Source organism: Enterobacter cloacae complex sp. P38RS, assembly GCF_014930775.1.
Taxonomy (GTDB): domain Bacteria; phylum Pseudomonadota; class Gammaproteobacteria; order Enterobacterales; family Enterobacteriaceae; genus Enterobacter; species Enterobacter bugandensis.
The window spans coordinates 44571-69277 of sequence record NZ_JADBRS010000016.1; the positions used below are offsets into that span (position 1 = coordinate 44571).

Here is a 24707-nt window from a genome sequence, read left to right on the forward strand (position 1 = left end):
CAAAGTTTGACTTTGGCTGCCTGACAGCCTGATGCCATAAGGGTTTCTTCTTTCTCCTCTTGCGTAATTTATCAAAATGCGCTTTTTTACGCGCATATTGCTGTTTTATTCAAACTTCAACAATTATTCATAAACATAAGGGTAAAAATTGTCATAAACTATTACCTGGCTTTTTGGTATTCACGCCAAAAATGGAACACTCACCACGAAAGGAGACGGAATGCACCACGCCACACCGCTTATTACCACCATTGTTGGTGGACTTGTGCTCGCTTTTATCCTTGGCATGATTGCCAATAAGCTGCGTATTTCTCCTCTTGTCGGCTATCTGCTGGCAGGTGTGCTGGCGGGACCGTTTACGCCAGGTTTTGTTGCGGATACCAAACTGGCTCCTGAACTGGCGGAATTGGGCGTGATTCTGCTGATGTTTGGCGTCGGTCTGCATTTTTCGCTGAAGGACCTGATGGCGGTAAAGTCGATCGCCATACCCGGAGCGATCGCCCAGATAGGGGTGGCGACGCTGCTGGGCATGGCGCTTTCGGCAGTGCTGGGCTGGTCGCTGATGACCGGCATCGTCTTTGGGCTGTGCCTCTCCACCGCCAGTACCGTGGTGCTGCTGCGCGCGCTTGAAGAGAGGCAGTTGATAGACAGCCAGCGCGGGCAAATCGCGATTGGCTGGCTGATTGTGGAAGATCTGGTGATGGTGTTGACGCTGGTGCTGCTCCCCGCCGTCGCCGGGATGATGGAAAAAGAGAACATCGGTTTCGCCTCGCTGGCGCTGGATATGAGCATCACCATCGGTAAGGTGGTGGCCTTTATCGCCATCATGATGCTGGTGGGTCGCCGTCTGGTGCCGTGGATCATGTCCCGCAGCGCGGCAACCGGCTCCCGCGAGCTGTTTACCCTCTCCGTGCTGGCGCTGGCGCTGGGCATCGCCTTCGGTGCCGTTGAGCTGTTTGATGTCTCCTTTGCCCTGGGGGCGTTCTTCGCCGGGATGGTGCTGAACGAATCCGAGCTGAGCCACCGTGCGGCGCACGACACGCTGCCGCTGCGCGATGCGTTTGCCGTGCTGTTCTTCGTCTCCGTCGGGATGCTGTTCGACCCGCTGGTGCTGATCCAGCAGCCGCTGGCCGTGCTGGGCACGCTGGCGATCATTATTTTTGGTAAGTCGCTCGCGGCTTTCTTCCTGGTGCGAATGTTCGGCCACTCCCCGCGCACGGCGCTGACCATTGCCGCCAGCCTGGCGCAGATCGGTGAGTTCGCCTTTATTCTGGCCGGTCTGGGCATGGCATTGAACCTGCTGCCACAGGCGGGGCAAAATCTGGTGCTGGCAGGGGCAATCCTCTCCATCATGCTAAACCCGGTATTGTTTGCCCTGCTGGAAAAATACCTCGAGAAGACCGAAACCCTCGAAGAGCAGACGCTGGAAGAGGCAACGGAAGAAGAGAAGCAGATCCCGGTGGATATTTGTAATCACGCCCTGCTGGTGGGCTTTGGCCGCGTCGGCAGCCTGCTCGGCGAGAAGCTGATGGCGCAGGGGATCCCGCTGGTGGTGATTGAGACGTCACGCACCCGCGTGGATGAGCTTCGCGAGCGCGGGATTCGTGCGGTGCTGGGCAATGCGGCGAACGAAGAGATCATGGAGCTGGCACATCTGGACTGTGCCCGCTGGCTGCTGCTGACCATTCCAAACGGTTATGAAGCGGGTGAGATTGTGGCCTCCGCGCGTGAGAAGTGCCCCGGTATTGAGATCATTGCCCGAGCGCACTATGACGACGAGGTGGAATACATTACCGAGCGCGGCGCGAATCAGGTGGTGATGGGCGAGCGTGAGATTGCGAACACCATGCTGACGCTGCTGACGAAGCCGCCAGTTGAAGAGGCGGTTACGGGGTAAGTTTGCTGCGGCCTGATGCCCTCACCCTGGCCCTCTCCCACAGGGAGAGGGAACAAATACTAAAAACGGCAACCACAGGTTGCCGTTTTGCTTTTACCTATCCCAGTACGCCTCTTCGAGGCTGTCTTCTCGTTCCGGCAGACCGCGCGTTAAGCGCGGTGAATGCTGGTTCAGCACCTGATAGCTCACGCGGTTGGCATACTTGCACACCTGCGCCAGCGACGAATAGGTCAGCCAGCTGAACTTGTGCTTGCTGGAGTTCGGCACATTAGTTTTGTGATAGGCGTTCGCGGTAATGTCATGCAGCAGCGCGGCCAGCGCGCCGTCGCCCGCGCCGTTAGTGTTCATGATCTTCTCCGGCCCGCCCATATACGGCGCAATGTGGGAGTAGATACGCAGCGGATTCACGCAGTCTTTGTGGCGCATGCCGCGGCTGAACTCGTACTGGTTGAACTCCGCAATCGCCCCCGGCAGCAGCGGGTGCTGGGTTTTGCGCTTGCTCTCTTCTTCCGTGAACCCCGCCATATACAGCCCAACCGGACCCGCGGTGCAGAGCACCAGATCCACCCAGTCCAGCGCTTTGTCGGACGCCAGCAGCGGATCGCTTTCACCGGTCAGCGCCTCGGCCTCTTCTTCGTTCATCGCCAGAATCGAGACGTGCTCTTTCAGGAAGGTCTGCCACCACTCCGGGTTATCGGCAATCACGAATTTGGTGCCCAGCGTCAGAACGACGGGCACGTCGTACTTTTTGGCGTACTCAATCGCCTTCATGGTCGCTTCCGGCATCGGCTCGCCCGGCTTGCAGCGCACCAGGTAGGAGGTCAGCACCAGCGCAGACGCGCCCGCGATCACCTCTTCGGGAATGCTTTCCGCGCGCAGCTTGTTCATGTGGCCCGGGCTGATGGCAAAGGTACGCTCGCCGGATTCGCCGATCAGCGTAAAGCAGCGGCCAATCGGCCCGTCTACGCCCTGGAGATAGTTCAGATCGGTGCGGCTGGAGGTGTTGCACAGGTAGCGGTAGGCGTAGCCACCGATTTCGATATTGCTGCACATCACGCCGAGCAGCACCGAGCGGTCATCTGCCAGCACCGAGTAATTATGCATGGTGTTGCCGATGGTGCCGCCAGCGAACTGATGGGTAATCAGATTTTCGCGCACCAGCTCCTGATACAGCGCTTCGGCAACGTCGTCCTCAATCACCAGCGAGTGACCGGCGCTCAGACCGTAACGGGCGACAAACTCATCATCCACTTTCGCTTCAATGTCCACCAGCGTCTGGTCGATACCGACAACCCAGGCCGCGCTGGTTTCATTTTCAGGCTGGATTTGCTGCAGGAGCGGATCGCGGGCATCGACGGGAAAGTAGTGTTTGGATTTGCGTTTACCGGGAAATTTCATGGTCTGAACTGTACGAAGAATATGGGCCGGGAATGGTAGCACAAACCCGGCCCGGAGTGCGATCAGCGGCTGTTCGTCACCAGCGAGACCATCATGTCGATATGCTCAGGTGAGTCGTTAAGCGCCGGAATGTACTCATACTTTTCGCCGCCGGCCTCAAGGAAAAATTCCCGGTTTTGCACCGCGACCTCCTCCAGCGTTTCAAGGCAGTCCGCCGAGAAGCCCGGCGACATCACCTGAATGTGCTTCACGCCCTTCTCGCCAAGCATTTTGAGGGTTTCATCGGTGTACGGCGTCAGCCACGGCTCGCGGCCAAAGCGCGACTGGAAGGTCATCATCACCTTCTCCGGCGGCAGGCCAAGGGCGGAGACCAGCTCGCGGGTGGTATCGCGGCAGCGCTGGGGGTAATCATCCCCTTCATTGGCGAAACGCTGCGGAATACCGTGATAGGAGAGCAGCAGCAGATCCGGTTCGCCGTGCTTTTCAAACGACGCACGAGCGCTGTTGGCAAGGGCCTTGATGTAGAGGTCGTTATCGGCGTAATCGCGAATAAAGGTCACGCCTGGAATGCGGCGACGCGTCTTCAGAATACGCGCCAGCTCGTCCCAGACGGCGGCCACCGTCGAGCAGGAGTACTGCGGATACAAGGCCAGCACGACGATATGATCCACGCCCTGTGCCAGCAGCGCGTCGACGGCGCTTTCCAGCGAAGGTTTACCGTAGCTCATGCCGAGTGCGACGGGCATATCCGGCAGACGGGCGGCCAGCGCTTTTTCCTGACGACGGCTGTACACCATCAGCGGCGAGCCCTCTTCCATCCAGACGGACTGATAAAGTTTGGCGACGCGCGGAGAGCGAATCGGCAGAATGACGCCACGCAGCAGCGGCCACCACAGCAGTCTCGGAAAATCCACGACGCGCGTGTCGCTTAAAAATTGTCGCAGGTAGCGTTTTACCGCCGCTGGAGTGGGTGCTTCTGGGGTGCCCAGATTGGCAAGCAGGATGCCGGTTTTCGCCTGACTCATTCACGCCTCTTAACCATTTGATAGGTTGTCAATTGTAGCGGAAATGCGTTTAAACGAAACCCATTGCTGTAATAGGTAAGATGAGAATATTTCTCACCCGGGAGCCCGGGTGAGAGGCGCGCGATTAGCCGAGGATTTTTTCCAGCTCTGCACGTACGTCAGCCACGGCTTTGGTGCCGTCAACTTTGGCGTATTTGGTGTTACCCGCCTGCGCTTCTTTGGTGTAGTAGCCAATCAGCGGCGCGGTCATCTGATGGTATTCAACCAGGCGTTTACGCACGGTCTCTTCCTGATCGTCTTTACGGGTGGTCAGCTCTTCGCCGGTCACGTCGTCTTTGCCTTCAACCTTAGGCGGGTTGAATTTGATGTGGTAAACGCGGCCAGAGGCAGCGTGCACGCGACGGCCAACGATACGGTCAACGATCAGCTCGTCCGGTACGTCGAACTCCAGAACGTAGTCCACGTTGATGCCCGCTTCTTTCATGGCGTCAGCCTGAGGAATGGTGCGCGGGAAGCCGTCCAGCAGGAAACCGTTACGGCAGTCTTCCTGCGCAATGCGCTCTTTAACCAGCGCGATAACCAGCTCGTCGGTTACCAGCTTGCCTGCGTCCATGATGTCTTTCGCTTGTTTACCCAGCTCGGAGCCAGATTTTACAGCGGCGCGCAGCATGTCACCGGTGGAGATTTGCGGAATACCGTATTTCTCCATGATGAACTGAGCCTGAGTTCCTTTACCCGCGCCCGGAGCGCCAAGCAGAATAATACGCATTGCGAAAATCCCCTCAAATGTCGTTTCAATTTTTCAAAAGCGCTAAACAATACCACCAGAACGGGCGTGGCTCAAGGAAGGCGGGAAGGCTGAAACGGTTAATGGGGGGAGATAATTTGGGAGAGTGCGGTCTGGTGCCCTCACCCCGGCCCTCACCCACGGGGAGAGGGAGAAGACCAGGGAGACATGGTCAGTTACGCCAGCAGCAGCGCATTCACACGTTTAATGAACAGGTTAGGATCTTCCAGGGTGCCGCGCTCGGCCAGCAGGGACTGATCCAGCAGGAGTTCAACCCACTCGGCAAAGCGAGCTTCGTCCTGGGTATCCGCCGCGCGTTTCACCAGCGGATGATCCGGATTAAGCTCAAAGATATATTTCACTTCCGGCACGGCCTGGCCCGCCGCGGCGAACAGCTTCGCCATCTGGGTGCTCATTTCGTCCGCATCGGTGGTGACAATAGCCGGAGTATCGGTCAGACGGTGCGTAAAGCGCACCTCTTTCACGCGGTCGCCCAGCAGGGTTTTGACACGCTCAACGAACGGCTCCAGCGCCTTCTCGGCTTCTTTCGCGCTTTCGTCCACTTCATCCGCCAGCTTGTCGATGGACTCGTCGGCTTTGGCAACGGACTGGAACGCCTTACCGTCGAACTCGGTCAGGTAGTTCATCATCCACTCGTCGATGCGGTCAGAAAGCAGCAGCACTTCAATGCCTTTCTTACGCAGCAGCTCCAGGTGCGGGCTGCTCTTCGCTGCCGCATAGCTGTCGGCAGTGATGTAGTAGATCTTCTCCTGCCCTTCCTTCATGCGGGAGACGTACTCTTCCAGCGACACGGTCTGGGCGGAGGAGTCGGTATGCGTAGAGGCGAAGCGCAGCAGTTTGGCGATAGTTTCAACGTTCGCCATGTCTTCAGCCGGGCCTTCTTTCAGCACCAGGCCGAACTGTTTCCAGAAGGTCTGGTATTTTTCCGCGTCGTCTTTCGCCAGTTTTTCCAGCATCTGCAACGCACGTTTGGTCAGAGCGTTACGCAGATTACGGGTAACGGTGCTGTCCTGGAGGATTTCACGGGAGACGTTCAGCGGCAGATCGTTGGAGTCTATCAGGCCACGAACAAAGCGCAGGTAGTTCGGCATGAACTGCTCGGCGTCGTCCATGATGAAGACGCGCTGCACGTACAGCTTCAGGCCGTGCTTGTGATCGCGGTTCCACATGTCCCACGGTGCCTGTGCCGGAATGTACAGCAGGCTGGTGTACTCCTGCTTCCCTTCCACGCGGTTGTGGCTCCAGGTCAGCGGGTCGGTAAAGTCGTGAGCGATGTGCTTATAAAACTCGTTGTACTCGTCGTCTTTGATTTCAGCCTTGTTACGCGTCCACAGCGCCTGCGCCTTGTTGATTTTCTCCCAGGAAACAACGGTTTCACCGTCTTTCTCTTCCTGTTTTTCAATCTCTACTGGCAGCGCGATGTGGTCGGAATATTTGCTGATGATGGAGCGTACGCGCCAGTCGTTCAGGAAATCATCTTCGCCTTCGCGCAGGTGGAGGGTGATTTCGGTGCCGCGATCCGCTTTGGTGATGTCATCAACGGTGTATTCGCCTTCCCCTTTGGATTCCCACAGCACGCCGTTCTCGGCGCTGTCGCCCGCCGCGCGGGTGCGCACGGTGACTTTGTCCGCCACGATGAACGCCGAGTAGAAGCCTACGCCGAACTGGCCAATCAGCTGGCTGTCTTTCGCCTGGTCAGAGCCCATGGACTCCAGGAACGCTTTGGTGCCGGATTTCGCGATGGTCCCGAGGTGGTCGATGACCTCGTCGCGGTTCATCCCGATGCCGTTATCGGCAATCGTCAGGGTGCGGTTCTCTTTGTTGAAAGAGACGCGCACGCGCAGCTCGCCGTCGCCTTCGTACAGATCCGGGTTAGACAGCGCGCGGAAGCGCAGCTTGTCCGCCGCATCGGAGGCGTTGGAAATCAGCTCACGCAGGAAAATTTCTTTGTTGGAATACAGGGAATGGATCATCAGGTGCAGAAGCTGTTTTACTTCTGACTGGAAACCACGGGTTTCTTGTCCTTTCATCTATGTCGACCTCAACAATGCCATTTAATGGGGTTTTAAAACGTTGAGTGAGAGATGGGGATACGGGGGGAAATTTTCAAGCGGAGGCCGCGCGCGCGGCCTCCGTTTGGTCAGAAAATAATCTTGTGACGTCCGGCCAGAGAGTGCGACAGCGTGGTGCCGTCGACCATTTCCAGCTCGCCGCCGACCGGCACGCCGTGGGCGATGCGGCTGGCGTCAACGCCGTACTGCGCGCACAGCTCGGCGATGTAGTTGGCGGTTGCCTCCCCTTCCACCGTGGGGTTGGTGGCGAGGATCACCTCTTTGATCATTTCGGATTCAAGACGCTGTTCAAGGCGGTCAAGACCGATATCGTCCGGGCCAATGCCGTCCAGCGGGGAGAGATGCCCCATCAGCACGAAATAGCGGCCGGAAAACTGCCCGGTTTGTTCGATGGCGTAGATGTCCGCCGGACTCTCCACCACGCAAATCTGGCCGTTCTCCTGACGACGCGGGTTCGTACAGATGTTACACACGTCCTGCTCGGTAAAGGTCCGGCAATCCGCACAGTGACCAATTTCTGACATGGCGCGGGTCAGAGCCTGCGCCAGGCGCATCCCGCCGCTGCGGTCGCGCTGCAATAGCGTAAACGCCATGCGCTGCGCCGACTTCGGGCCAACGCCCGGCAGGCAGCGCAGTGCTTCCATTAACTGCGTGAGCAGCGGACTGGTTTGCATCAGAATGGCATCTTAAAGCCCGGCGGCAGCTGCATACCGCTGGAAACAGAGGCCATTTTCTCTTTCTGGGTTTCGTCGATACGGCGAGCGGCATCGTTAAACGCGGCTGCTACCAGATCTTCCAGCATCTCTTTGTCGTCTTCGAGCAGGCTCGGGTCGATTTCAACGCGACGGCAGTTGTGCGCACCGTTGATGGTCACCTTGACCAGACCGGCACCGGATTCACCCGTGACTTCCAGCTGAGCGATCTCTTCCTGCATCTTCTGCATTTTTTCCTGCATCTGCTGAGCCTGCTTCATCAGGCCACCCAGACCGCCTTTTCCACCAAACATAGGCTTCTCTCTTCTTTCACGTTAAGGATTACAACCGTAAGTCAGACTCACGATCAAATGGGGCGAATACTCTCTTCATCCAGATCGGCGTCGAAGAACCGGCGCAGGGTCTGAATGTTGTTATCCGCAATAATTGCCTCGCGCGCCTGCGCGAGCTTCTCTTCATAAATGGCCTGGCGCCACTCGAGCGGCGTTTTCACTGCCGGATTATCATCTTCAATGATAGTCAATTCAACCGGTGAACCCTGTAAAGCAGCAAGCGCCTCGGCCAGCGCCTTTTGCGCGCCAGGGGAATTGAGGTGCCGCTGGCCCGGACGCAGGTGCAGACGCACCTGATTGCCGTCCTGCTCTTTCCAGGCGTTTAGCGCGACCTGCTCCACCAGCTTCGGCAACTGGAGTTGGCTGACCTCAGCGGCCCAGGCGTCGCGCGCGATGGACTCTTCGGCGAGCTTAGCGGAAAGCTCCGGCGTTTTTTCATGCTCCAGCGCCTTTTTCAGCGCTTTCGGCGTGGCGACCACTTCCTTGACCGTTTCAACAACGGTGGTCGCCTTCCAGCGGTAAGCCTCTTCTTTCACCGGGGCTTTCTGCTCGAGCGCGGACGGTGCCGGACGCGACTGTACGCGCTCCGTTACCGAGGCCAGTCGTTCAAGCGCGGCGTTGTTCACCGGCCGCGCTCTTCCTGGCGCTGCCGGTTCACTCTTTTTTGGTTTGGTTACTCCCTGCGCACGCTGCAGCTGGCTGCGTGCGGCAAGCACCGAACTGGTGGCATCCGACAGCGGCACATTTTGCTGTGGCGGCGGCGTCGGCTGCGGTGGCACCTGCTGCGGTGACATTACCGCGGTCGGAGCAACCGGCGCAAAGGACTGTCGGGGCGCTTCCGGTTCCGGCAACGGCATGCGCGGGTGGAACGCCAGCGCGCGCAGCAGCGTCATTTCGACGCCCATCCTGGGGTCCGGCGCGAACGGTAGCTCTTTGCGGCCAATCAGCAGCGTCTGGTAATACAGCTGCACGTCGGCAGGCGGCACGGTGCGGGCAAGTTCACGCATCCGCTGTTCAATAGCGGCCATATCCGCACCGATGGCCGACGGAGACAGCTGCAGCATCGCCACGCGGTGCAGCAGGCTGAGCATCTCAACCAGCAGCGCTTCCCACTCAATACCGCGGGCAGCGGCCGCGTTCACCAGCGACATCACGCGCTCGCCGTTGGCGGCAATCATCGCTTCGATGAGCGACAGCGCCTGATCGTCATCCAGCGTGCCGAGCATGGTGCTGACCGCTTCGGTCGAGAGCTTGCCGTCACCGCTGGCGATCGCCTGGTCGGTCAGGCTTAGCGCATCACGCAGGCTGCCGTCAGCCGCGCGGGCCAGCAGCTGCAGGGCGCGCGGCTCGTGAACGATCTTCTCTTCATCAAGGATGTGCTCAAGCTGCGCGCGGATCTGTTCGACGTCCAGCGCCTTCAGGTGGAACTGCAGGCAGCGCGACAGGATGGTGACCGGCAACTTTTGCGGATCGGTGGTCGCCAGCAGGAATTTAACGTGCGCGGGCGGCTCTTCCAGCGTTTTCAGCAGGGCGTTAAAGCTGTGGCGCGACAGCATGTGCACTTCATCGATCAGGTAGACCTTGAAGCGGCCGCGCGCCGGGGCGTACTGCACGTTGTCGAGCAGATCGCGGGTGTCTTCCACCTTGGTACGCGAGGCGGCGTCGATCTCGATCAGATCGACAAAACGCCCCTGCTCGATCTCGCGGCAGTTGTCACATACGCCGCACGGGGTGGCGGTGATCCCGGTTTCGCAGTTCAGACCTTTCGCCAGCAGACGGGCAATAGAAGTCTTACCGACGCCGCGGGTGCCGGAAAAAAGATAGGCATGATGGATGCGACCTAGCGACAAGCCGTTCGCCAGGGCCGTCAGCACATGTTCCTGACCGACAACGTCAGCAAAGGTTTGTGGTCGCCATTTACGGGCTAACACCTGATAACTCATGGGCAGGCTCTGCAACGCTGGAAGGTGAATTTATGGAGGGGAATGCTATCACAACCTCACCCATTGAGCGAGGTTGTGAAAACCGGGATTAATGACCCGGGAAAGGCACCAGGCTGTAGCTGGTAATGCCCTGTTTTTCCAGGCGCTGTTCACCGCCAAGATCGAACAGGTTGATGATGAAGGCCGCGTCGGTCACTTCACCACCCAGACGGCGGATCAGCTTGACGGTCGCTTCAATGGTGCCGCCGGTTGCCAGCAGATCGTCAACCACCAGCACTTTGTCGCCGGGCTTGATCGCGTCAACGTGGATCTCCAGCTGATCGGTGCCGTACTCCAGCTCGTAGCTCTCCGCGATGGTTTCACGCGGCAGTTTGCGCGGCTTACGCACCGGCACAAAACCCACGCCCATCGCCAGCGCAACCGGTGCGCCAAACAGGAAGCCGCGGGCTTCGGTACCTACTACTTTGGTGATCCCGGCGTTTTTATAACGTTCGACCAGCAGTTCAATGCTGAGCGCGTACGCTTTCGGGTCTTCCAGCAAGCTGGTGACATCACGGAAAAGAATGCCAGGCTTTGGATAGTCCTGGATGCTTTTGATGCTATTTTTCAGATATTCAAGCTGCTGTGCAGTTGCGGTCATCGGTTTGTGCCTAAATGAAACAGTGTTACTCACGGCGCGCGACGAGTCGGTCAAAGTAACAGTTGTTTAACCTTTGACCAGGCGCACCTGTGCTCGAAAACGGTCGAATTTACTGGCTGCGCGCCATAATTGCAACCGCCATGATGAGGCTTCAGTGCTTTTGTTGCTTTTCATCAACCACGGGGATCCGCCACATGAAGATCAGCAGGCAGGCCAGGATCGCCAGCAGCAGAATACGCACCCACATCATGTTCACCAGCCATAACGAAATGGCGAAGGTGATCAGGATAAAGGCAATGGCGCGCGGCTTGGCCCCGGGCGGCATGGCCCGGTGTTTTTGCCAGTGCCGCAGGTAGCCGCCAAACCACGAGCGGTACAGCAGCCAGTGGTGAAAACGCGGCGACGAGCGGGCGAAGCACCAGGCGGCCAGCAGGATAAACGGGGTGGTCGGCAGCAAGGGCAATACGATGCCCAGCGTACCCAGCACTACCGCGAGCCAGCCAATGATGATTAAAATAGTACGCTGCATAATGCGAATCGTTATCAAACTGAACGGCTACTTTACCACTGGAGAGCGCATTGAAAACAGCACTGCTTCTTGAGAAGCTGCAAAATCAGCTGATCGCTCTGCGGGCGCAGGCCACGCCGCTGATGGGACACGCCACGCTGAAACCGCGCTTTGACCGGCAGCTTTTCCGCACCCGCAGCACCGTCATTCAGGATTACCTTGCTGAGATGCAGACCAACCTCGATGAGCTTCGCCACGCGGTTGAGAGTGAACAGCAGGAACAGGTGGTGTGGCTTGCTGAGCATCTTACCGAGCAGATCGCCGCCCTGCACCGCGAAATCGCCGCCTGGCCGCTACGGGTGTGGGACAGCGCCTCGCCTGGGCTGGGAAAATGGCAGCGCAAGCGGCTGGAGAACCAGGAGTTTGAGCGGCGTCTGTTTGAGATGAAGCGCGAGCGCGAAGCCCGCCTGAACACCAGCGAAACGCTGGAAGAGCAGCAGCTATTGATGCGCGAGATTAGCGCGCTGGAAGGCCGCATCGTCCGCTGCCGTCAGGCGCTGGATGATATTGAACGCGTGATTGAACGCCTGACCCGTTAACTGGAGCCACATCTATGTCACTGGAAAATGCACCCGATGAGGTCAAGCTGGCCGTCGATTTGATTATGCTGCTGGAGAATCATGAGATCCCCGCCGGGACGGTGCTTAAAGCGCTGGAGATTGTGCGGCGGGATTTTGAGGGGAAACTTCCCCCTCACCCTAACCCTCTCCCCGTGGGAGAGGGAAAATAGATTAAGCCGGAGTCGGGTCGTCGCCCTTAATGTCGCGCTTCACTTCCGTATGCTCATCACCTTTCTCGTTACGCAGGTGAACCTCAAGCTGGTTGAAGGCGATATTAATATCGTTTTCACGGCACAGGCGATCGATAGAGCGGTTAAGCTCATCCACCGTGTAGCTGCGGTCGCGCAGCTCGCGCACGTATAAACGCAGCTCGTGATCCAGCGTACTCGGCCCAAAGGTGGTGAAGAACACAGCCGGGGCAGGATCGTGCATCACTTTCGGATGCTCAGACGCCGCCTTCAGCAGCACCTCTTTCACCTTATCCAGATCCGATCCATAGGCTACGCCCAGGCGGATCACCACGCGCGTCACCGTATCAGAGAGCGACCAGTTGATCAGACGCTCGGTCACGAACGCTTTGTTCGGGATGATCACCTCTTTGCGATCGAAGTCGGTGATGGTGGTCGCACGAATTCGGATCTTGCTGACGGTCCCGGAGAACGTGCCGATGGTGACGGTATCGCCGATACGCACCGGACGTTCGAAGAGGATAATCAGGCCGGAGACAAAGTTACCGAAGATCTCCTGCAGGCCAAAACCAAGACCGACCGAGAGGGCCGCCGCCAGCCACTGCAGTTTATCCCACGAGACGCCCAGCGAGCCGAATACCGTCATCGCCCCGACGATAATGATGACGTAATTCAGGATGGTGGTGATGGCGTAAGACGCCCCCTGGCGCAGGTTCAGCCTTGAGAGCACCAGCACTTCCAGCAGACCCGGCAGGTTACGAATCAGCGCCCAGGCCACCACCGACGACACCAGCGCAAACAGCAGGCTGCCCATGGTGACGCTTTTCATCACCGCCGCGCCGGCTTCGGTACCGTTGTACTGCCAGAGGGTAATACTGTCGAGATAGGCGAAGACGGTAATTAAATCAGACCAGATCGCCCAGAACATCACCGCAAACAGCGCGATCATCACCAGCATGGTGATACGCAGCGTCTGCTGGTTAACCTGCTCCAGCGCGATGGTCGGCTCTTCCTGCGGCTCCGCGCCTTCAGCCCCCTCTTTCACCTGATGCTGACGACGCGCAATGGCACGACGGTAAGCAATGCGGCGGGCCGCGACGCTTAAGCCGCGCAGCACGGTCTGATAGAGCAGGTTCCAGACGATCACCAGATAGACCGTCTCGATCCAGCGCCCGGACAGGCGCAGCGTGGTGTAGAAGTAGCCCGTTGCCGTAAGCACCATCAGCGCCAGCGGAATGATCGCCAGCACCGTCACGGTGGCCAGACGGATATTGTGGGACTCTTTATCACGCCAGCTGTCGCGGCACATCGGCCACATCAGGATCGCAATCAGCAGCAGGTTGAGCAGAATGACCAGTTGACCCAGCACATCATCCATCAGATGCAGCGGGGAAAGCTCGGAGACTACCGACCAGAAGTGCAGCGGCAGGAGCGCCAGGCTGACGCGCACAATCTGGCGACGCCAGTGGCTGGTCAGCTGAGCCGGCATGTTGAAGTGACGGACCGCCACGCCGTCTTTTTCGAGCACCTTCCAGCACACGCCAAATACCAGCCAGAACAGCGCCAGTTTTTTACTGAACGCCCAGAGCAGATCGCTGACGTTAAGCTGCATCGTGAGCAGGATCAGGCCCACGGCCAGAATAATCAGGCACACCGGCAGCGCGCGAATGAGATCGATCAGAATCGCTTTTGGCGTATGGAGCTGGCTGTCGTTACGCAGTTGCCCCACTTCCGAGGCCAGCTTCGCCTGGTACTGTTTCAGCCATTTCAAACGCCAGCGGATCAGACCGGCAATCAGCAGCAGCGGTAAGCCCGCCAGGAAAGCAATCATTACCGCAGGCCAGGCTTTCTCCCAGTTCACGGTGATTTTCATGCTCTTAATCTGCGTTTTCAGCGTCTCCGGGAAGGACTTAATCCAGTCCCAGTCCATCGGCTTGTTGCTGTTCACCCAGAAAATCTGCTGCGTCAAAATCTCCTGCAGGCTTTTTGACACGCTGACCAGCTGCTGCTGGTTGATCTGCAGGTTAATTGCCATCATCAGCTGGTTGCCCAGCTGTTTATTGAGCTGGTCAAGCAGTTCACGGCGCATATCCACCACCTGGAGCAGCGCGTCATGTACTTCCGGGTTTACGTCACTGGAGTGCCCCTCTTCAATTTTGGCGACGAAGGCATCACTCTGGAAAAGGGCATCGCGCTGCTGGTTGACGTCAAACTGCTCCAGACGTAAATCCGCAATGCGGTTGGTCATGTCCTCCAGCTCGTCGGCAGACGGCAGCGTCTGCTGCTGCTGGTAGAGAATACGCGACAGCAGGAGGCTGCCCTTCAGAACCGCGATCTGCTCTTTGATGTTGCGCTCCGCCTGCAACGCGCGATCCAGCCAGTTCTTCACTTTGATATTTTGCTGAACCAGCGAGTTGCCGCTTTCCGTCGCCAGTATCAGGCGCTGGCTGAGCTGGTGGTTAGCTTCAAGCTCCTGTTTCACCAGCGGGTTGGCCTGAATGCGGGCAGTTTCGTCCGGCGAGACGGCTTCCTGAGCGGTTTTTTCCGTCAGGGTCAGGCGTTTGCTGTTTACCGCCTCCTGCAACAGCTGAAGCTGATGCTCCAGACGATTAATGTTCGCGGTGACGTAATCACGCTGCTTCTGGAGCGTGTCCTGCAGCACCGTATTCCCTTCCAGGCTTTTACGCTGCTGTTCAATTTGCGCATTGAGCAGCGACTGCTGAACCAGCAGCAGGGTTTGCTGGGTCGGGCGCAGCGTGCCCTCCCCTACCGTCGTGCCGTTCAGGCGGTTGCGGATCTGCTGCAGCTGCTGAGACGCGGCGTACATCGCGTTTTGCACGCGCTCGGGCTGGGTTTGCAGGGAGACGAGCTGGCTGTTATAGGTAGCGAGATCGGACTGTGCGGTTTGCAGATCGTCGAGCAATTGCGCGACGCGCGATTCCAGCTGGCGTAAGGAGAGCGTGGAGAGCGTTTTGCGCGTTTCATCGTCGTTATCGACGTCGCTTAGCGCGCTTAGCGCTTCCGTGGCCTTACGCATGTTCTCCGGCGCCTGCGCCACCTTCTGACGAAGCTGTGCAGTTTCAGCCTTAACGCGTTCAATTTTATCCAGCGTTTCCAGCGTTTCCGTCAGATCCTGCTGCGTCAGTTTTTCCTGAGGAGAGAGTTCTTTTTGTTTATTCAGCGTGTCGAGCTGCGACTGAACATCAGCGCGCGTGGGGATATCGTTACTGTTGTCGGCGCGGGCCCAGGTCAGCGGCGCCGTGGCGAAGAAAAACAGCATAGCAAAGAGCAATGCAAATACAGGATGTTGCGAGCGATTGATGGGCAGCATAGTTGTGAATGATGTCAGCAGATGACCGAAAATAGTCCGGCGTGAAGAATATCACGCTCGTCGGAAGCAGAATAGCGAGAACGTAAGCCTCTGAGATAAATCCTGGAAGGGCTCAGGCCGTGAGCGAAGGGGCGTCGCTGCGCAGCGTCGGGCAGAGCTGTAGCATTTCCAGTAAAATCGCGACGTAGCTGCGGGCTTCCGCTTTAAGATCAAACGATTGCGGCGCAAACAGCCAGTTTTCCATCAGACCTGAAATGTAGCTGCGCATCAGGATGGCCGCCCGACGGGTGAGTAAATTGGCCGGTAACAGCTTTGCCTGCATACACAGGTTCAGGTTCTGTTCGATTCGATCGTAGCTCTCCAGGCTGAGGCTGCGCTGCGCCTGTTGCACCACCGCCATTTCGCCCACGAACTCACATTTATGAAAGATAATTTCCATCATTAATCTGCGACGCTCTTCAACTACCGTTGCTTCAAGGATATATACTAATATTTCTCTTAATACTGAGAGTGGATCGTCAGGGAATTTTGCCCGATACTCACTCTCGAGATCGCTAATGCTGGACTCTGAAAGCTCCCAGATTTCACTGAACAGATCTGACTTGTCTTTAAAATGCCAGTAAATCGCTCCCCGCGTCACACCGGCAGCCTGAGCAATTTGCGCCAGCGAGGTAGAAGAAACACCCTGCTGAGAGAACAAACGTATCGCCACATCCAGAATGTGTTGTCGGGTTTCCAGCGCTTGTTGTTTAGTTTTTCGTGCCATAGGTGGGTGAATTTACAGGAGTCAGATTTACATACATTTGTGAATGTATGTACCATAGCACGACGATAATATAAACGCAGCAACGGGTTTTTAGACTCAGGACCCTTGATCAATTTGAAATCGGACACTCGAGGTTTACATATGAACAAAAACAGAGGGTTAACGCCTCTGGCGGTCGTTCTGATGCTCTCAGGCAGCTTAGCGCTTACAGGATGTGACGACAAACCGGCTCAACAAGGAGCTCAGCAGGCGCCAGAAGTCGGCGTTGTGACACTCAAATCTGAACCTCTGCAGATCACCACAGAATTACCTGGCCGTACAAACGCTTACCGCATTGCGGAAGTGCGTCCTCAGGTTAGCGGCATTATCCTGAAACGTAACTTTACCGAAGGCGGCGATGTGAAGGCCGGTGAGTCTCTGTATCAGATTGATCCCGCGACCTATCAGGCTTCTTATGAAAGCGCGAAAGGTGACCTGGCTAAAGCACAAGCGGCAGCGAAAATCGCTCAGCTGACGCTGAACCGCTATCAGAAACTGCTCGGCACGAAGTACATCAGTCAACAGGATTACGATACCGCGCTGGCAGATGCCCAGCAGGCTAACGCGGCCGTGGTAGCAGCCAAAGCGGCTGTCGAAACTGCACGCATTAACCTGGCCTATACCAAAGTGACCTCCCCTATCAGCGGTCGTATTGGTAAATCTTCCGTGACGGAAGGGGCGCTGGTGCAGAACGGGCAGACCACTGCGCTGGCTACCGTGCAGCAGCTTGATCCGATCTACGTTGACGTGACGCAGTCCAGCAACGATTTCCTGCGCCTGAAACAGGAGCTGGCTAACGGCACCCTGAAACAGGAAAACGGCAAAGCCAAAGTGGAGCTGGTTACCAACGACGGTATCAAGTTCCCGCAGGAAGGTACTCTGGAATTCTCTGATGTGACGGTCGACCAGACCACCGGTTCCATCACCTTACGTGCGATTTTCCCGAACCCTGACAAAAATCTGCTGCCAGGTATGTTCGTTCGCGCGCGTCTGGAAGAAGGAACGAATCCAACCGCACTTCTTGTTCCACAGCAGGGTGTGACCCGTACGCCACGCGGCGATGCGAGCGCACTGGTTGTTGGGGCAGATAACAAAGTCGAAACGCGCAATATCACCGCCACGCAGGCGATTGGCGATAAATGGCTGGTGACGGAAGGTCTGAAAGATGGCGATCGCGTGATTGTTACTGGTTTGCAAAAAGTACGTCCTGGCGCGCAGGTAAAAGCACAGGAAGTGACATCTGACGATAAACAACAAGCTTCGGCCGCTGGCCAGTCAGAACAAACCAAGTCTTAACTTAAACAGGAGCCGTTAAGACATGCCTAATTTCTTTATCGATCGCCCCATATTTGCGTGGGTGATCGCCATTATCATCATGCTGGCCGGGGGACTTGCGATCCTGAAGCTGCCTGTTGCGCAATATCCAACGATTGCGCCACCGGCGGTAACGATCTCCGCAACCTACCCGGGGGCTGATGCGAAAACGGTGCAGGATACCGTGACTCAGGTTATCGAACAGAACATGAACGGTATCGATAACCTGATGTACATGTCCTCAAACAGTGACTCCACCGGTACGGTTCAGATCACCCTGACCTTTGAATCCGGTACGGATGCGGACATTGCGCAGGTTCAGGTCCAGAACAAACTGCAGCTGGCAATGCCTCTTCTGCCGCAGGAAGTGCAACAGCAGGGTGTGAGCGTCGAGAAATCGTCCAGCAGCTTCCTGATGGTTGTCGGCGTTATTAACACCAACGGCACCATGACGCAGGAGGATATCTCCGACTACGTGGGCGCCAACATGAAGGACGCCATCAGCCGTACGTCCGGTGTGGGTGACGTTCAGCTGTTCGGTTCCCAGTACGCGATGCGTATCTGGATGGATCCGAACAAACTGAACAACTTCCAGCTGACGCCGGTTGACGTGATTAACGCGATTAAAGCGCAGAACGCCCAGGTGGCAGCCGGTCAGTTAGGCGGTACGCCGCCGGTGAAAGGCCAGCAGCTTAACGCGTCCATTATCGCGCAAACCCGTCTGACCTCCGCCGATGAGTTCAGCAAAATTCTGCTGAAGGTGAACCAGGACGGTTCGCAGGTTCGTCTGCGCGACGTGGCCAGGGTTGAGCTGGGTGGTGAGAACTACGACATCATCGCGAAGTTTAACGGTAAACCGGCGTCCGGTCTGGGTATCAAACTGGCGACAGGCGCGAACGCCCTGGACACCGCGACGGCAATCCGTGCGGAACTGAAGAAGATGGAACCGTTCTTCCCGTCAGGCCTGAAAATCGTTTATCCGTATGACACTACCCCGTTCGTTAAAATTTCGATTCACGAAGTGGTTAAAACGCTGGTAGAAGCGATCATCCTGGTGTTCCTGGTGATGTATCTGTTCCTGCAAAACTTCCGCGCGACGCTGATCCCAACCATCGCCGTGCCGGTCGTTCTGCTGGGGACCTTCGCCATCCTTGCAGCCTTTGGGTTCTCGATAAACACCCTGACGATGTTCGGGATGGTGCTCGCCATCGGCCTGCTGGTGGATGACGCCATCGTGGTGGTAGAGAACGTCGAGCGCGTGATGGCGGAAGAAGGTTTGCCGCCGAAGGAAGCCACCCGTAAATCTATGGGCCAGATCCAGGGCGCACTGGTCGGTATTGCGATGGTGCTGTCCGCGGTATTTATCCCGATGGCCTTCTTCGGGGGCTCTACGGGTGCGATTTACCGCCAGTTCTCCATTACCATCGTCTCCGCGATGGCGCTGTCGGTACTGGTAGCGTTAATCCTGACGCCAGCGCTGTGTGCCACCATGCTGAAGCCGGTTCAGAAAGGCGGTCACGGCGAGCATAAAGGGTTCTTCGGCTGGTTTAACCGCATGTTTGATAAGAGCACGCACCACTATACCGACAGCGTGGGCAATATCCTGCGCAGTACCGGTCGTTATCTGCTGCTCTATATCATCATCGTAGTGGGGATGGCGTTCCTGTTCGTTCGTCTGCCAAGCTCGTTCCTGCCGGATGAAGACCAGGGCGTGTTCCTGACGATGGCACAGCTTCCGGCAGGGGCATCGCAAGAGCGTACCCAGAAGGTGCTGGACGAAGTGACGGACTACTATCTCACCAAAGAGAAAGCGAACGTTGAATCCGTGTTTGCGGTTAACGGCTTTGGCTTTGCGGGTCGTGGTCAGAACACCGGTATCGCCTTCGTTTCTCTGAAAGACTGGGCGGATCGTCCGGGCGATGAGAATAAAGTTGAAGCGATCACGGGCCGTGCCATGGGCACCTTCTCGCAGATTAAAGATGCGATGGTCTTCGCCTTTAACCTGCCAGCGATTGTTGAACTGGGTACGGCAACCGGCTTCGACTTCCAGCTGATCGACCAGGGCGGTCTGGGTCACGAGAAACTGACGCAGGCGCGTAACCAACTGTTCGGCGAAGTGGCTAAACACCCTGACCTGCTGGTCGGCGTACGTCCAAACGGACTGGAAGATACGCCGCAGTATAAGATCAACATCGATCAGGAAAAAGCGCAGGCGCTGGGCGTGTCCATCAGCGACATCAATACTACGCTGGGCGCGGCCTGGGGCGGTAGCTACGTTAACGACTTCATCGACCGTGGTCGCGTGAAGAAAGTGTACGTCATGTCCGAAGCGCAGTACCGTATGTTGCCGAACGATATTAACAACTGGTACGTTCGCGGCAGCAACGGTCAGATGGTGCCGTTCTCATCCTTCTCAACGTCACACTGGGAATACGGCTCTCCGCGTCTGGAACGTTACAACGGTCTGCCGTCGATGGAAATCCTGGGCCAGGCCGCACCGGGCCGAAGCACCGGTGAAGCCATGAACCTGATGGAAGAGCTGGCTAGCAAACTGCCTGCGGGTATCGGCTATGACTGGACCGGTATGTCCTATCAGGAACGTCTGTCCGGTAACCAGGCCCCTGCCCTGTACGCCATTTCACTGATTGTGGTCTTCCTGTGTCTGGCGGCGCTGTACGAGAGCTGGTCAATTCCGTTCTCCGTTATGCTGGTGGTTCCACTCGGGGTTATTGGTGCGCTGCTTGCGGCAACGTTCCGTGGATTGACCAACGACGTGTACTTCCAGGTAGGCCTGCTGACAACCATTGGCTTGTCGGCGAAGAACGCGATACTTATCGTTGAATTCGCCAAAGATCTGATGGAGAAAGAGGGTAAAGGCCTTATTGAGGCGACGCTGGAAGCGGTGCGTATGCGTCTGCGTCCAATCCTGATGACCTCTCTGGCGTTCATCCTCGGCGTAATGCCGCTGGTTATTAGCTCCGGTGCAGGCTCCGGTGCGCAGAACGCGGTCGGTACAGGTGTAATGGGCGGTATGATCACCGCGACCGTACTGGCTATCTTCTTCGTCCCGGTGTTCTTCGTGGTGGTGCGCCGCCGCTTCAGCCGGAAGAATGAAGATGTTGAGCACAGTCATTCGGTAGAACCTCACTGATACCGGTTTCATATAATAAAAAGGCCGCATTTGCGGCCTTTTTCATTTTCAGAAAAAATCATAAAATAAGCTTATTGAGGTCCTATTTATTTTCTGCCATCTTAAACAGACATATCATAATTAACTGATAACTTAATAGGTGAACTCAGGATTTTTTTAAATCTATTTCCCTGCTTAAGCTGTTAGGAATATTCCTAATTAAAAGTTAAGACAAACGGAACTCCGGATGTGAACTTTTCTTATGGCTGCAAGCTAAGCCAATGAAATGTAAGGAAGCGAAAAAACTATCGTTAATCCTGATAAAAAAGTTCAGTTTCGGATGAACATTTGCGTAGACGCTCGCAGCCTGCGGTTTTATTTGTAATTTTTCGTAATAGCGCGGTGAAATCCAGGAAGGAGTGGCTTATAGTTAGGTTATCAGGAACACAGCGCTCATGTAGCTAAGTCAGATGTATCCATCCCGACAATGATGTTCGGTGAGTAAGAAATCACTCAGAAGGGGATGCGCTATGGACGAGTACTCGCCAAAAAGGCATGATATCGCGCAGTTGAAATTTCTCTGCGAATCCTTGTACCATGACTGCCTTGCCAATCTTGATGAAAGCAACCATGGCTGGGTAAATGACCCAACGTCTGCCATCAATTTACAGTTGAATGAGCTGATAGAGCATATCGCTACCTTCGCACTTAATTATAAAATTAAGTACAATGAAGATAATAAGCTCATTGAGCAAATTGATGAATACCTGGACGACACCTTTATGTTGTTCAGCAGTTACGGCATTAACACTCAGGATTTGCAAAAATGGCGTAAATCGGGAAACCGGCTATTCCGCTGTTTCGTCAACGTGAGCAGAGCTAACCCGGTTAGTCTTTCCTGTTAAAATTATTACAATTACTAAGGTGAATTTATGTCTGATAAACCACTCACAAAAATCGATTATTTGATGCGCTTACGACGTTGTCAGTCAATTGACACCCTTGAACGCGTCATTGAAAAGAATAAATACGAGCTTTCTGATAATGAACTGGCGGTATTTTATTCAGCCGCTGACCATCGCCTTGCAGAGCTAACGATGAATAAGCTGTATGACAAAATCCCTACTTCTGTATGGAAATTTGTCCGTTAATCTTTGAAGTGTGTCTGTAGAGGTTCTACGCCACGTTATAAGCTGTATTCACCTGTCCCGTTATGCTCCCTGCGCGAAAGCCAGGTCTCCGTGTTAAACGCGCTCATCAGCAACAATGTTGTGACTGTGGTCACATCGGCCTTCCGGGAACGTTCCCCTTAACGCCTGTTGCGATTACCCTTCAGGAATAACATCCAGAGAGGTTTCCGATGAGCATAGAAAAACAGAAGATGATTTCAGGTGAACATTACCGCCCTGGTGATGAGACGTTACGCGCCGATCGGCTTCGGGCGCGCCATCTGCTTCACCGCTATAACCACACCGCGCCTGACGAAAAAACAGAACGCCAGAACATTCTGGCGGAACTGCTGGGACAAAGCGAAGGGGCGTATATTGAGCCGAGCTTCCGCTGTGACTATGGATATAATATTTATCTGGGCAAAGACTTTTACGCCAACTTCGATTGCGTAATGCTGGATGTCTGCCCTGTACATATTGGCGACAACTGCATGCTCGCGCCGGGCGTTCATATTTATACGGCCACCCATCCGCTGGATGCGCAAGAACGTAACAGCGGAGTGGAGTTTGGTAAGCCCGTCACCATTGGCAATAATGTCTGGATTGGTGGACGTGCGGTCATTAACCCAGGCGTCACCATCGGGGATAATGTGGTTGTGGCTTCCGGTGCCGTCGTGACGAAAGACGTGCCGGCTAACGTCGTCGTGGGCGGCAACCCGGCGAAAATCATCAAAACGCTGTAACGCTCCGGGGAGCCAACTGTTATGGTCTTTTAGCGCCCGACTGTTACTTTTTTCAGCCGGATGGCTCCCCTAAAATTGGCAGATACCCTGTATTGTCAACTCTCAAAAGGCCAAAAATGACCGAGATACAGCGCCTGCTTACCGCTACCATCGACGATCTTAACCACCGCGAAAAGCGAGACAATCGCCCGCGCTTTAGCATTAGCTTTATCCGCAAACATCCCGGGCTGTTTGTTGCCATGTATGCCGCCTGGCTGGCAACGCTGATTGTCATGCTGAAGTCCGAAACGCTGGTGGACTCCGTCTGGCTGCTGGTGGTGCTGTTTGTCGTGTTTAACGCCTTTTTCTTTTTCGACGTGAATCCCCGCTACCGTTACGAAGATATCGACGTCCTCGATTTCCGGGTCTGCTACAACGGCGAATGGTACAACACGCGTTTTGTGCCAAATGAGCTTATCGACAGCATCATGCACTCTCCGGCTGTCGAAACCGTGCACAAAGAGAAGCTGCAGAAAATGGTCGCAACGAAAGGCCAGCTCTCTTTTTATGATGTTTTTACCCTTTCCCGCCCTGCTGCTGCGTAATTAACGCCTGCAGGCGTCGGATACCCGGCGCAAACTGCGAAGCAGAGGTGTTGCCGTAACCTAAAACCAGGCCGGTTTGCCCCTGCTTCGTCTCCAGGTAATAGCCGCTCAGCGCAGCGGGTGCCAGCTGAAATGCCCTCGCTTTCTCCACCAGCCGCTGGTCGTCGATACCGTCAATCGCCAATGTCAGGTGCATTCCCCCTTCACCGGCAAGAACACGGTGCGGAGTATAAAGCTCTGCGCTCAGCACCTCCCGCAGCTGGCGGTAACGCTTACGATACAGGCGACGCATGGCGGCAAGATGACGGGCATAGTGCCCCTCCTCGATAAACAGCGCCAGGGTGCGCTGTTCTGCGCGATGCCCGCCGCGCAGCAGCGAGCCGATGGCCGGACGCGCCGCTTTCGCCAGCGCTGGCGGTAACACCATGAACCCCATTCGGAGCGACGGAAACAGCGTTTTACTGAACGTCCCCAGATACACAACGGGCGCATTGTTAACCATGCCCAGCATCGCCGGTACGGGCTCGCCGACATAGCGGAACTCGCTGTCATAATCGTCCTCAATGATCCACGCCTTGTGCTGTCGGGCCAGTTCCAGCAGCGCCAGACGCCGCCGCGCGCTGAGCACGCTCCCGTAAGGAAACTGATGCGACGGCGAAGTGAAAACGAGCGCAGGTGAAGGCGCATGCAGCCCTTCCCAGCACATTCCCTCGTCATCCACCGGTATGCCGATCATCGCAAGGCCGGTTTTGACGAAGGCGCTTTTGGCCCCGCCGTAGCCGGGATTTTCCACCCAGGCGACATCCCCCGGCTCGCTTAACAGCATCGTGCACAGATTGACGCCCTCCAGCGCCCCTTCGGTTATCACAATCTGGCTGGCGTCGCAGTCAATGCCGCGAGAAAGCGCAAGGTGACGGGCGATGGCTGCCCGCAGCGACGGCTCACCGGCCGGGTCGCCATAGCCCAGCAGAGCGCTCCCCTCCTCCCGCAGGACGCGATCGTACAATCGCCGCCACAGCGGCAAGGGGAAATAGTTGATGGCGGGCGTTCCCGGCGTAAAGGCCATCACCGGGGTGTCGCGCGGCACAGGCGCAGGCAGCTGGACGACACGTTTTGCCAGCCTGACCTCAGGATCGGTCAGAACCCGCGGGCTGGCACGATGGGCGAATTGCGCCACCCGCGTCCCCTGACGGTTACGCAGCAAATAGCCTTCGAGCGTGAGCTGGTCCAGCGCCGCATTGACGGTGTTCCGTGAAACGGAAAGCTGCTGCGCCAGCGTTCGCGAGCCGGACAGCTGGCTGCCGGACCGAAGCCTTCCGCCCAGTATGGCCTCCCTCAAAGCGAGATAGAGCGCGCGCTGGAGCGTCTCTTCCCCACGCGTTTTAAGCGCAGCATGGAGCAAGGTATAAAGTTCATCGCCCGGTATGTTCATCTCATCTCCTTGTGGTACCACCAAAACATAGCCGAGTGGTTCTTTTTAAGGAACC

The 24707-nt window shown here is 56.4% G+C and carries 21 protein-coding genes and 1 other annotated feature; of the genes, 9 read left to right on the forward strand and 12 right to left on the reverse strand.

What is annotated here, in order from left to right:
* Positions 1-220 precede the first annotated feature (220 nt).
* Positions 221-1897, forward strand: a complete 1677-nt coding sequence (ybaL, locus tag IM303_RS17470; RefSeq protein ID WP_041911052.1) for a YbaL family putative K(+) efflux transporter — start codon at positions 221-223, stop codon at positions 1895-1897.
* Between the two features lie 93 nt (positions 1898-1990).
* On the opposite strand, the gene IM303_RS17475 is transcribed toward ybaL, so the two are convergent.
* The 9 genes from IM303_RS17475 to IM303_RS17515 form a co-directional block, all read right to left on the reverse strand.
* On the reverse strand, positions 1991-3295 hold the full coding sequence (locus tag IM303_RS17475) for an inosine/guanosine kinase (protein ID WP_045260696.1): 1305 nt from the start codon (positions 3293-3295) through the stop codon (positions 1991-1993).
* Positions 3296-3357: 62 nt separating this feature from the next.
* Positions 3358-4320 carry a ferrochelatase gene (gene hemH / locus IM303_RS17480; RefSeq protein WP_192986284.1) on the reverse strand — a complete coding sequence of 321 codons (963 nt, stop codon included), beginning with the start codon at positions 4318-4320 and terminating at the stop codon, positions 3358-3360.
* Positions 4321-4444: 124 nt separating this feature from the next.
* Positions 4445-5089: an adenylate kinase gene (adk, locus tag IM303_RS17485; RefSeq protein ID WP_006809841.1), complete on the reverse strand. Its 645-nt coding sequence runs from the start codon at positions 5087-5089 to the stop codon at positions 4445-4447.
* 194 nt (positions 5090-5283) lie between these two features.
* On the reverse strand, positions 5284-7158 hold the full coding sequence (htpG, locus tag IM303_RS17490) for a molecular chaperone HtpG (RefSeq protein ID WP_045259919.1): 1875 nt from the start codon (positions 7156-7158) through the stop codon (positions 5284-5286).
* 110 nt (positions 7159-7268) lie between these two features.
* On the reverse strand, positions 7269-7874 hold the full coding sequence (recR, locus tag IM303_RS17495) for a recombination mediator RecR (RefSeq protein WP_048999083.1): 606 nt from the start codon (positions 7872-7874) through the stop codon (positions 7269-7271).
* Entirely contained in the window at positions 7874-8206 is a 333-nt protein-coding gene (locus IM303_RS17500; protein WP_003858972.1) for a YbaB/EbfC family nucleoid-associated protein, read from the reverse strand. Before IM303_RS17500 ends, recR begins: the two co-directional genes overlap by 1 nt.
* Before the next feature lie 53 nt (positions 8207-8259).
* Positions 8260-10188: a DNA polymerase III subunit gamma/tau gene (gene dnaX, locus IM303_RS17505; RefSeq protein WP_047367624.1), complete on the reverse strand. Its 1929-nt coding sequence runs from the start codon at positions 10186-10188 to the stop codon at positions 8260-8262.
* Positions 8866-8930: a sequence feature (DnaX frameshifting element), on the reverse strand. Its footprint overlaps the gene before it by 65 nt.
* Positions 10189-10276: 88 nt before the next feature.
* A complete protein-coding gene (apt, locus tag IM303_RS17510; RefSeq protein WP_000127359.1) occupies positions 10277-10828 on the reverse strand; it encodes an adenine phosphoribosyltransferase in 552 nt (183 codons plus the stop codon).
* Between the two features lie 151 nt (positions 10829-10979).
* Positions 10980-11357, reverse strand: a complete 378-nt coding sequence (locus tag IM303_RS17515; protein WP_063155347.1) for a DUF454 family protein — start codon at positions 11355-11357, stop codon at positions 10980-10982.
* Between the two features lie 50 nt (positions 11358-11407).
* Here IM303_RS17515 and priC point away from each other — a divergent pair, with 50 nt between their 5' ends.
* Together priC and rsmS are read left to right on the forward strand one after the other, a co-directional pair.
* Positions 11408-11935, forward strand: a complete 528-nt coding sequence (gene priC, locus IM303_RS17520; protein WP_193360134.1) for a primosomal replication protein N'' — start codon at positions 11408-11410, stop codon at positions 11933-11935.
* Between the two features lie 14 nt (positions 11936-11949).
* Positions 11950-12126: a pleiotropic regulatory protein RsmS gene (gene rsmS, locus IM303_RS17525; protein ID WP_032644839.1), complete on the forward strand. Its 177-nt coding sequence runs from the start codon at positions 11950-11952 to the stop codon at positions 12124-12126.
* A 1-nt stretch (position 12127) separates the two neighbouring features.
* On the opposite strand, the gene mscK is transcribed toward rsmS, so the two are convergent.
* The gene (gene mscK, locus IM303_RS17530) at positions 12128-15475 is read right to left on the reverse strand and encodes a mechanosensitive channel MscK (protein ID WP_192986286.1); all 3348 of its coding nucleotides are present in this window, start codon (positions 15473-15475) and stop codon (positions 12128-12130) included.
* Between the two features lie 112 nt (positions 15476-15587).
* Entirely contained in the window at positions 15588-16241 is a 654-nt protein-coding gene (acrR, locus tag IM303_RS17535) for a multidrug efflux transporter transcriptional repressor AcrR (RefSeq protein ID WP_048999075.1), read from the reverse strand.
* Positions 16242-16382: 141 nt separating this feature from the next.
* Between acrR and acrA the strand changes: the two genes are divergently transcribed.
* From acrA to IM303_RS17565, 6 genes are all read left to right on the forward strand, one after another.
* Positions 16383-17576 (forward strand): multidrug efflux RND transporter periplasmic adaptor subunit AcrA, encoded by a 1194-nt coding sequence (gene acrA / locus IM303_RS17540; RefSeq protein ID WP_041911060.1) that lies wholly within the window; start codon positions 16383-16385, stop codon positions 17574-17576.
* 22 nt (positions 17577-17598) lie between these two features.
* A complete protein-coding gene (gene acrB / locus IM303_RS17545) occupies positions 17599-20745 on the forward strand; it encodes a multidrug efflux RND transporter permease subunit AcrB (protein ID WP_041911061.1) in 3147 nt (1048 codons plus the stop codon).
* 509 nt (positions 20746-21254) lie between these two features.
* Complete coding sequence (gene tomB, locus IM303_RS17550; RefSeq protein WP_028012188.1) at positions 21255-21629, forward strand: Hha toxicity modulator TomB; 375 nt, start codon at positions 21255-21257, stop codon at positions 21627-21629.
* Positions 21630-21656: 27 nt separating this feature from the next.
* Entirely contained in the window at positions 21657-21875 is a 219-nt protein-coding gene (locus IM303_RS17555; protein WP_008499287.1) for an HHA domain-containing protein, read from the forward strand.
* Positions 21876-22084: 209 nt separating this feature from the next.
* A complete protein-coding gene (gene maa / locus IM303_RS17560; protein ID WP_028012187.1) occupies positions 22085-22636 on the forward strand; it encodes a maltose O-acetyltransferase in 552 nt (183 codons plus the stop codon).
* A gap of 116 nt (positions 22637-22752) precedes the next feature.
* Entirely contained in the window at positions 22753-23220 is a 468-nt protein-coding gene (locus IM303_RS17565) for a YlaC family protein (protein ID WP_193360135.1), read from the forward strand.
* On the opposite strand, the gene IM303_RS17570 is transcribed toward IM303_RS17565, so the two are convergent.
* Entirely contained in the window at positions 23192-24652 is a 1461-nt protein-coding gene (locus tag IM303_RS17570; protein WP_193360136.1) for a PLP-dependent aminotransferase family protein, read from the reverse strand. The two genes, IM303_RS17565 and IM303_RS17570, sit on opposite strands and share 29 nt — an antisense overlap.
* Positions 24653-24707: the final 55 nt, after the last annotated feature.

What these genes read in the sequence shown, in the direction of transcription:
- dnaX (WP_047367624.1), bottom strand. Translation starts at nt 10,188, where the DNA reads ATGAGTTATCAGGTGTTAGCCCGTAAATGGCGACCACAAACCTTTGCT.
- IM303_RS17475 (WP_045260696.1), bottom strand. Translation starts at nt 3,295, where the DNA reads ATGAAATTTCCCGGTAAACGCAAATCCAAACACTACTTTCCCGTCGAT.
- acrR (WP_048999075.1), bottom strand. Translation starts at nt 16,241, where the DNA reads ATGGCACGAAAAACTAAACAACAAGCGCTGGAAACCCGACAACACATT.
- mscK (WP_192986286.1), bottom strand. Translation starts at nt 15,475, where the DNA reads ATGCTGCCCATCAATCGCTCGCAACATCCTGTATTTGCATTGCTCTTT.
- IM303_RS17570 (WP_193360136.1), bottom strand. Translation starts at nt 24,652, where the DNA reads ATGAACATACCGGGCGATGAACTTTATACCTTGCTCCATGCTGCGCTT.
- IM303_RS17500 (WP_003858972.1), bottom strand. Translation starts at nt 8,206, where the DNA reads ATGTTTGGTGGAAAAGGCGGTCTGGGTGGCCTGATGAAGCAGGCTCAG.
- tomB (WP_028012188.1), top strand. Translation starts at nt 21,255, where the DNA reads ATGGACGAGTACTCGCCAAAAAGGCATGATATCGCGCAGTTGAAATTT.
- rsmS (WP_032644839.1), top strand. Translation starts at nt 11,950, where the DNA reads ATGTCACTGGAAAATGCACCCGATGAGGTCAAGCTGGCCGTCGATTTG.
- acrA (WP_041911060.1), top strand. Translation starts at nt 16,383, where the DNA reads ATGAACAAAAACAGAGGGTTAACGCCTCTGGCGGTCGTTCTGATGCTC.
- IM303_RS17555 (WP_008499287.1), top strand. Translation starts at nt 21,657, where the DNA reads ATGTCTGATAAACCACTCACAAAAATCGATTATTTGATGCGCTTACGA.
- apt (WP_000127359.1), bottom strand. Translation starts at nt 10,828, where the DNA reads ATGACCGCAACTGCACAGCAGCTTGAATATCTGAAAAATAGCATCAAA.
- recR (WP_048999083.1), bottom strand. Translation starts at nt 7,874, where the DNA reads ATGCAAACCAGTCCGCTGCTCACGCAGTTAATGGAAGCACTGCGCTGC.
- htpG (WP_045259919.1), bottom strand. Translation starts at nt 7,158, where the DNA reads ATGAAAGGACAAGAAACCCGTGGTTTCCAGTCAGAAGTAAAACAGCTT.
- hemH (WP_192986284.1), bottom strand. Translation starts at nt 4,320, where the DNA reads ATGAGTCAGGCGAAAACCGGCATCCTGCTTGCCAATCTGGGCACCCCA.
- IM303_RS17565 (WP_193360135.1), top strand. Translation starts at nt 22,753, where the DNA reads ATGACCGAGATACAGCGCCTGCTTACCGCTACCATCGACGATCTTAAC.
- acrB (WP_041911061.1), top strand. Translation starts at nt 17,599, where the DNA reads ATGCCTAATTTCTTTATCGATCGCCCCATATTTGCGTGGGTGATCGCC.
- maa (WP_028012187.1), top strand. Translation starts at nt 22,085, where the DNA reads ATGAGCATAGAAAAACAGAAGATGATTTCAGGTGAACATTACCGCCCT.
- adk (WP_006809841.1), bottom strand. Translation starts at nt 5,089, where the DNA reads ATGCGTATTATTCTGCTTGGCGCTCCGGGCGCGGGTAAAGGAACTCAG.
- ybaL (WP_041911052.1), top strand. Translation starts at nt 221, where the DNA reads ATGCACCACGCCACACCGCTTATTACCACCATTGTTGGTGGACTTGTG.
- IM303_RS17515 (WP_063155347.1), bottom strand. Translation starts at nt 11,357, where the DNA reads ATGCAGCGTACTATTTTAATCATCATTGGCTGGCTCGCGGTAGTGCTG.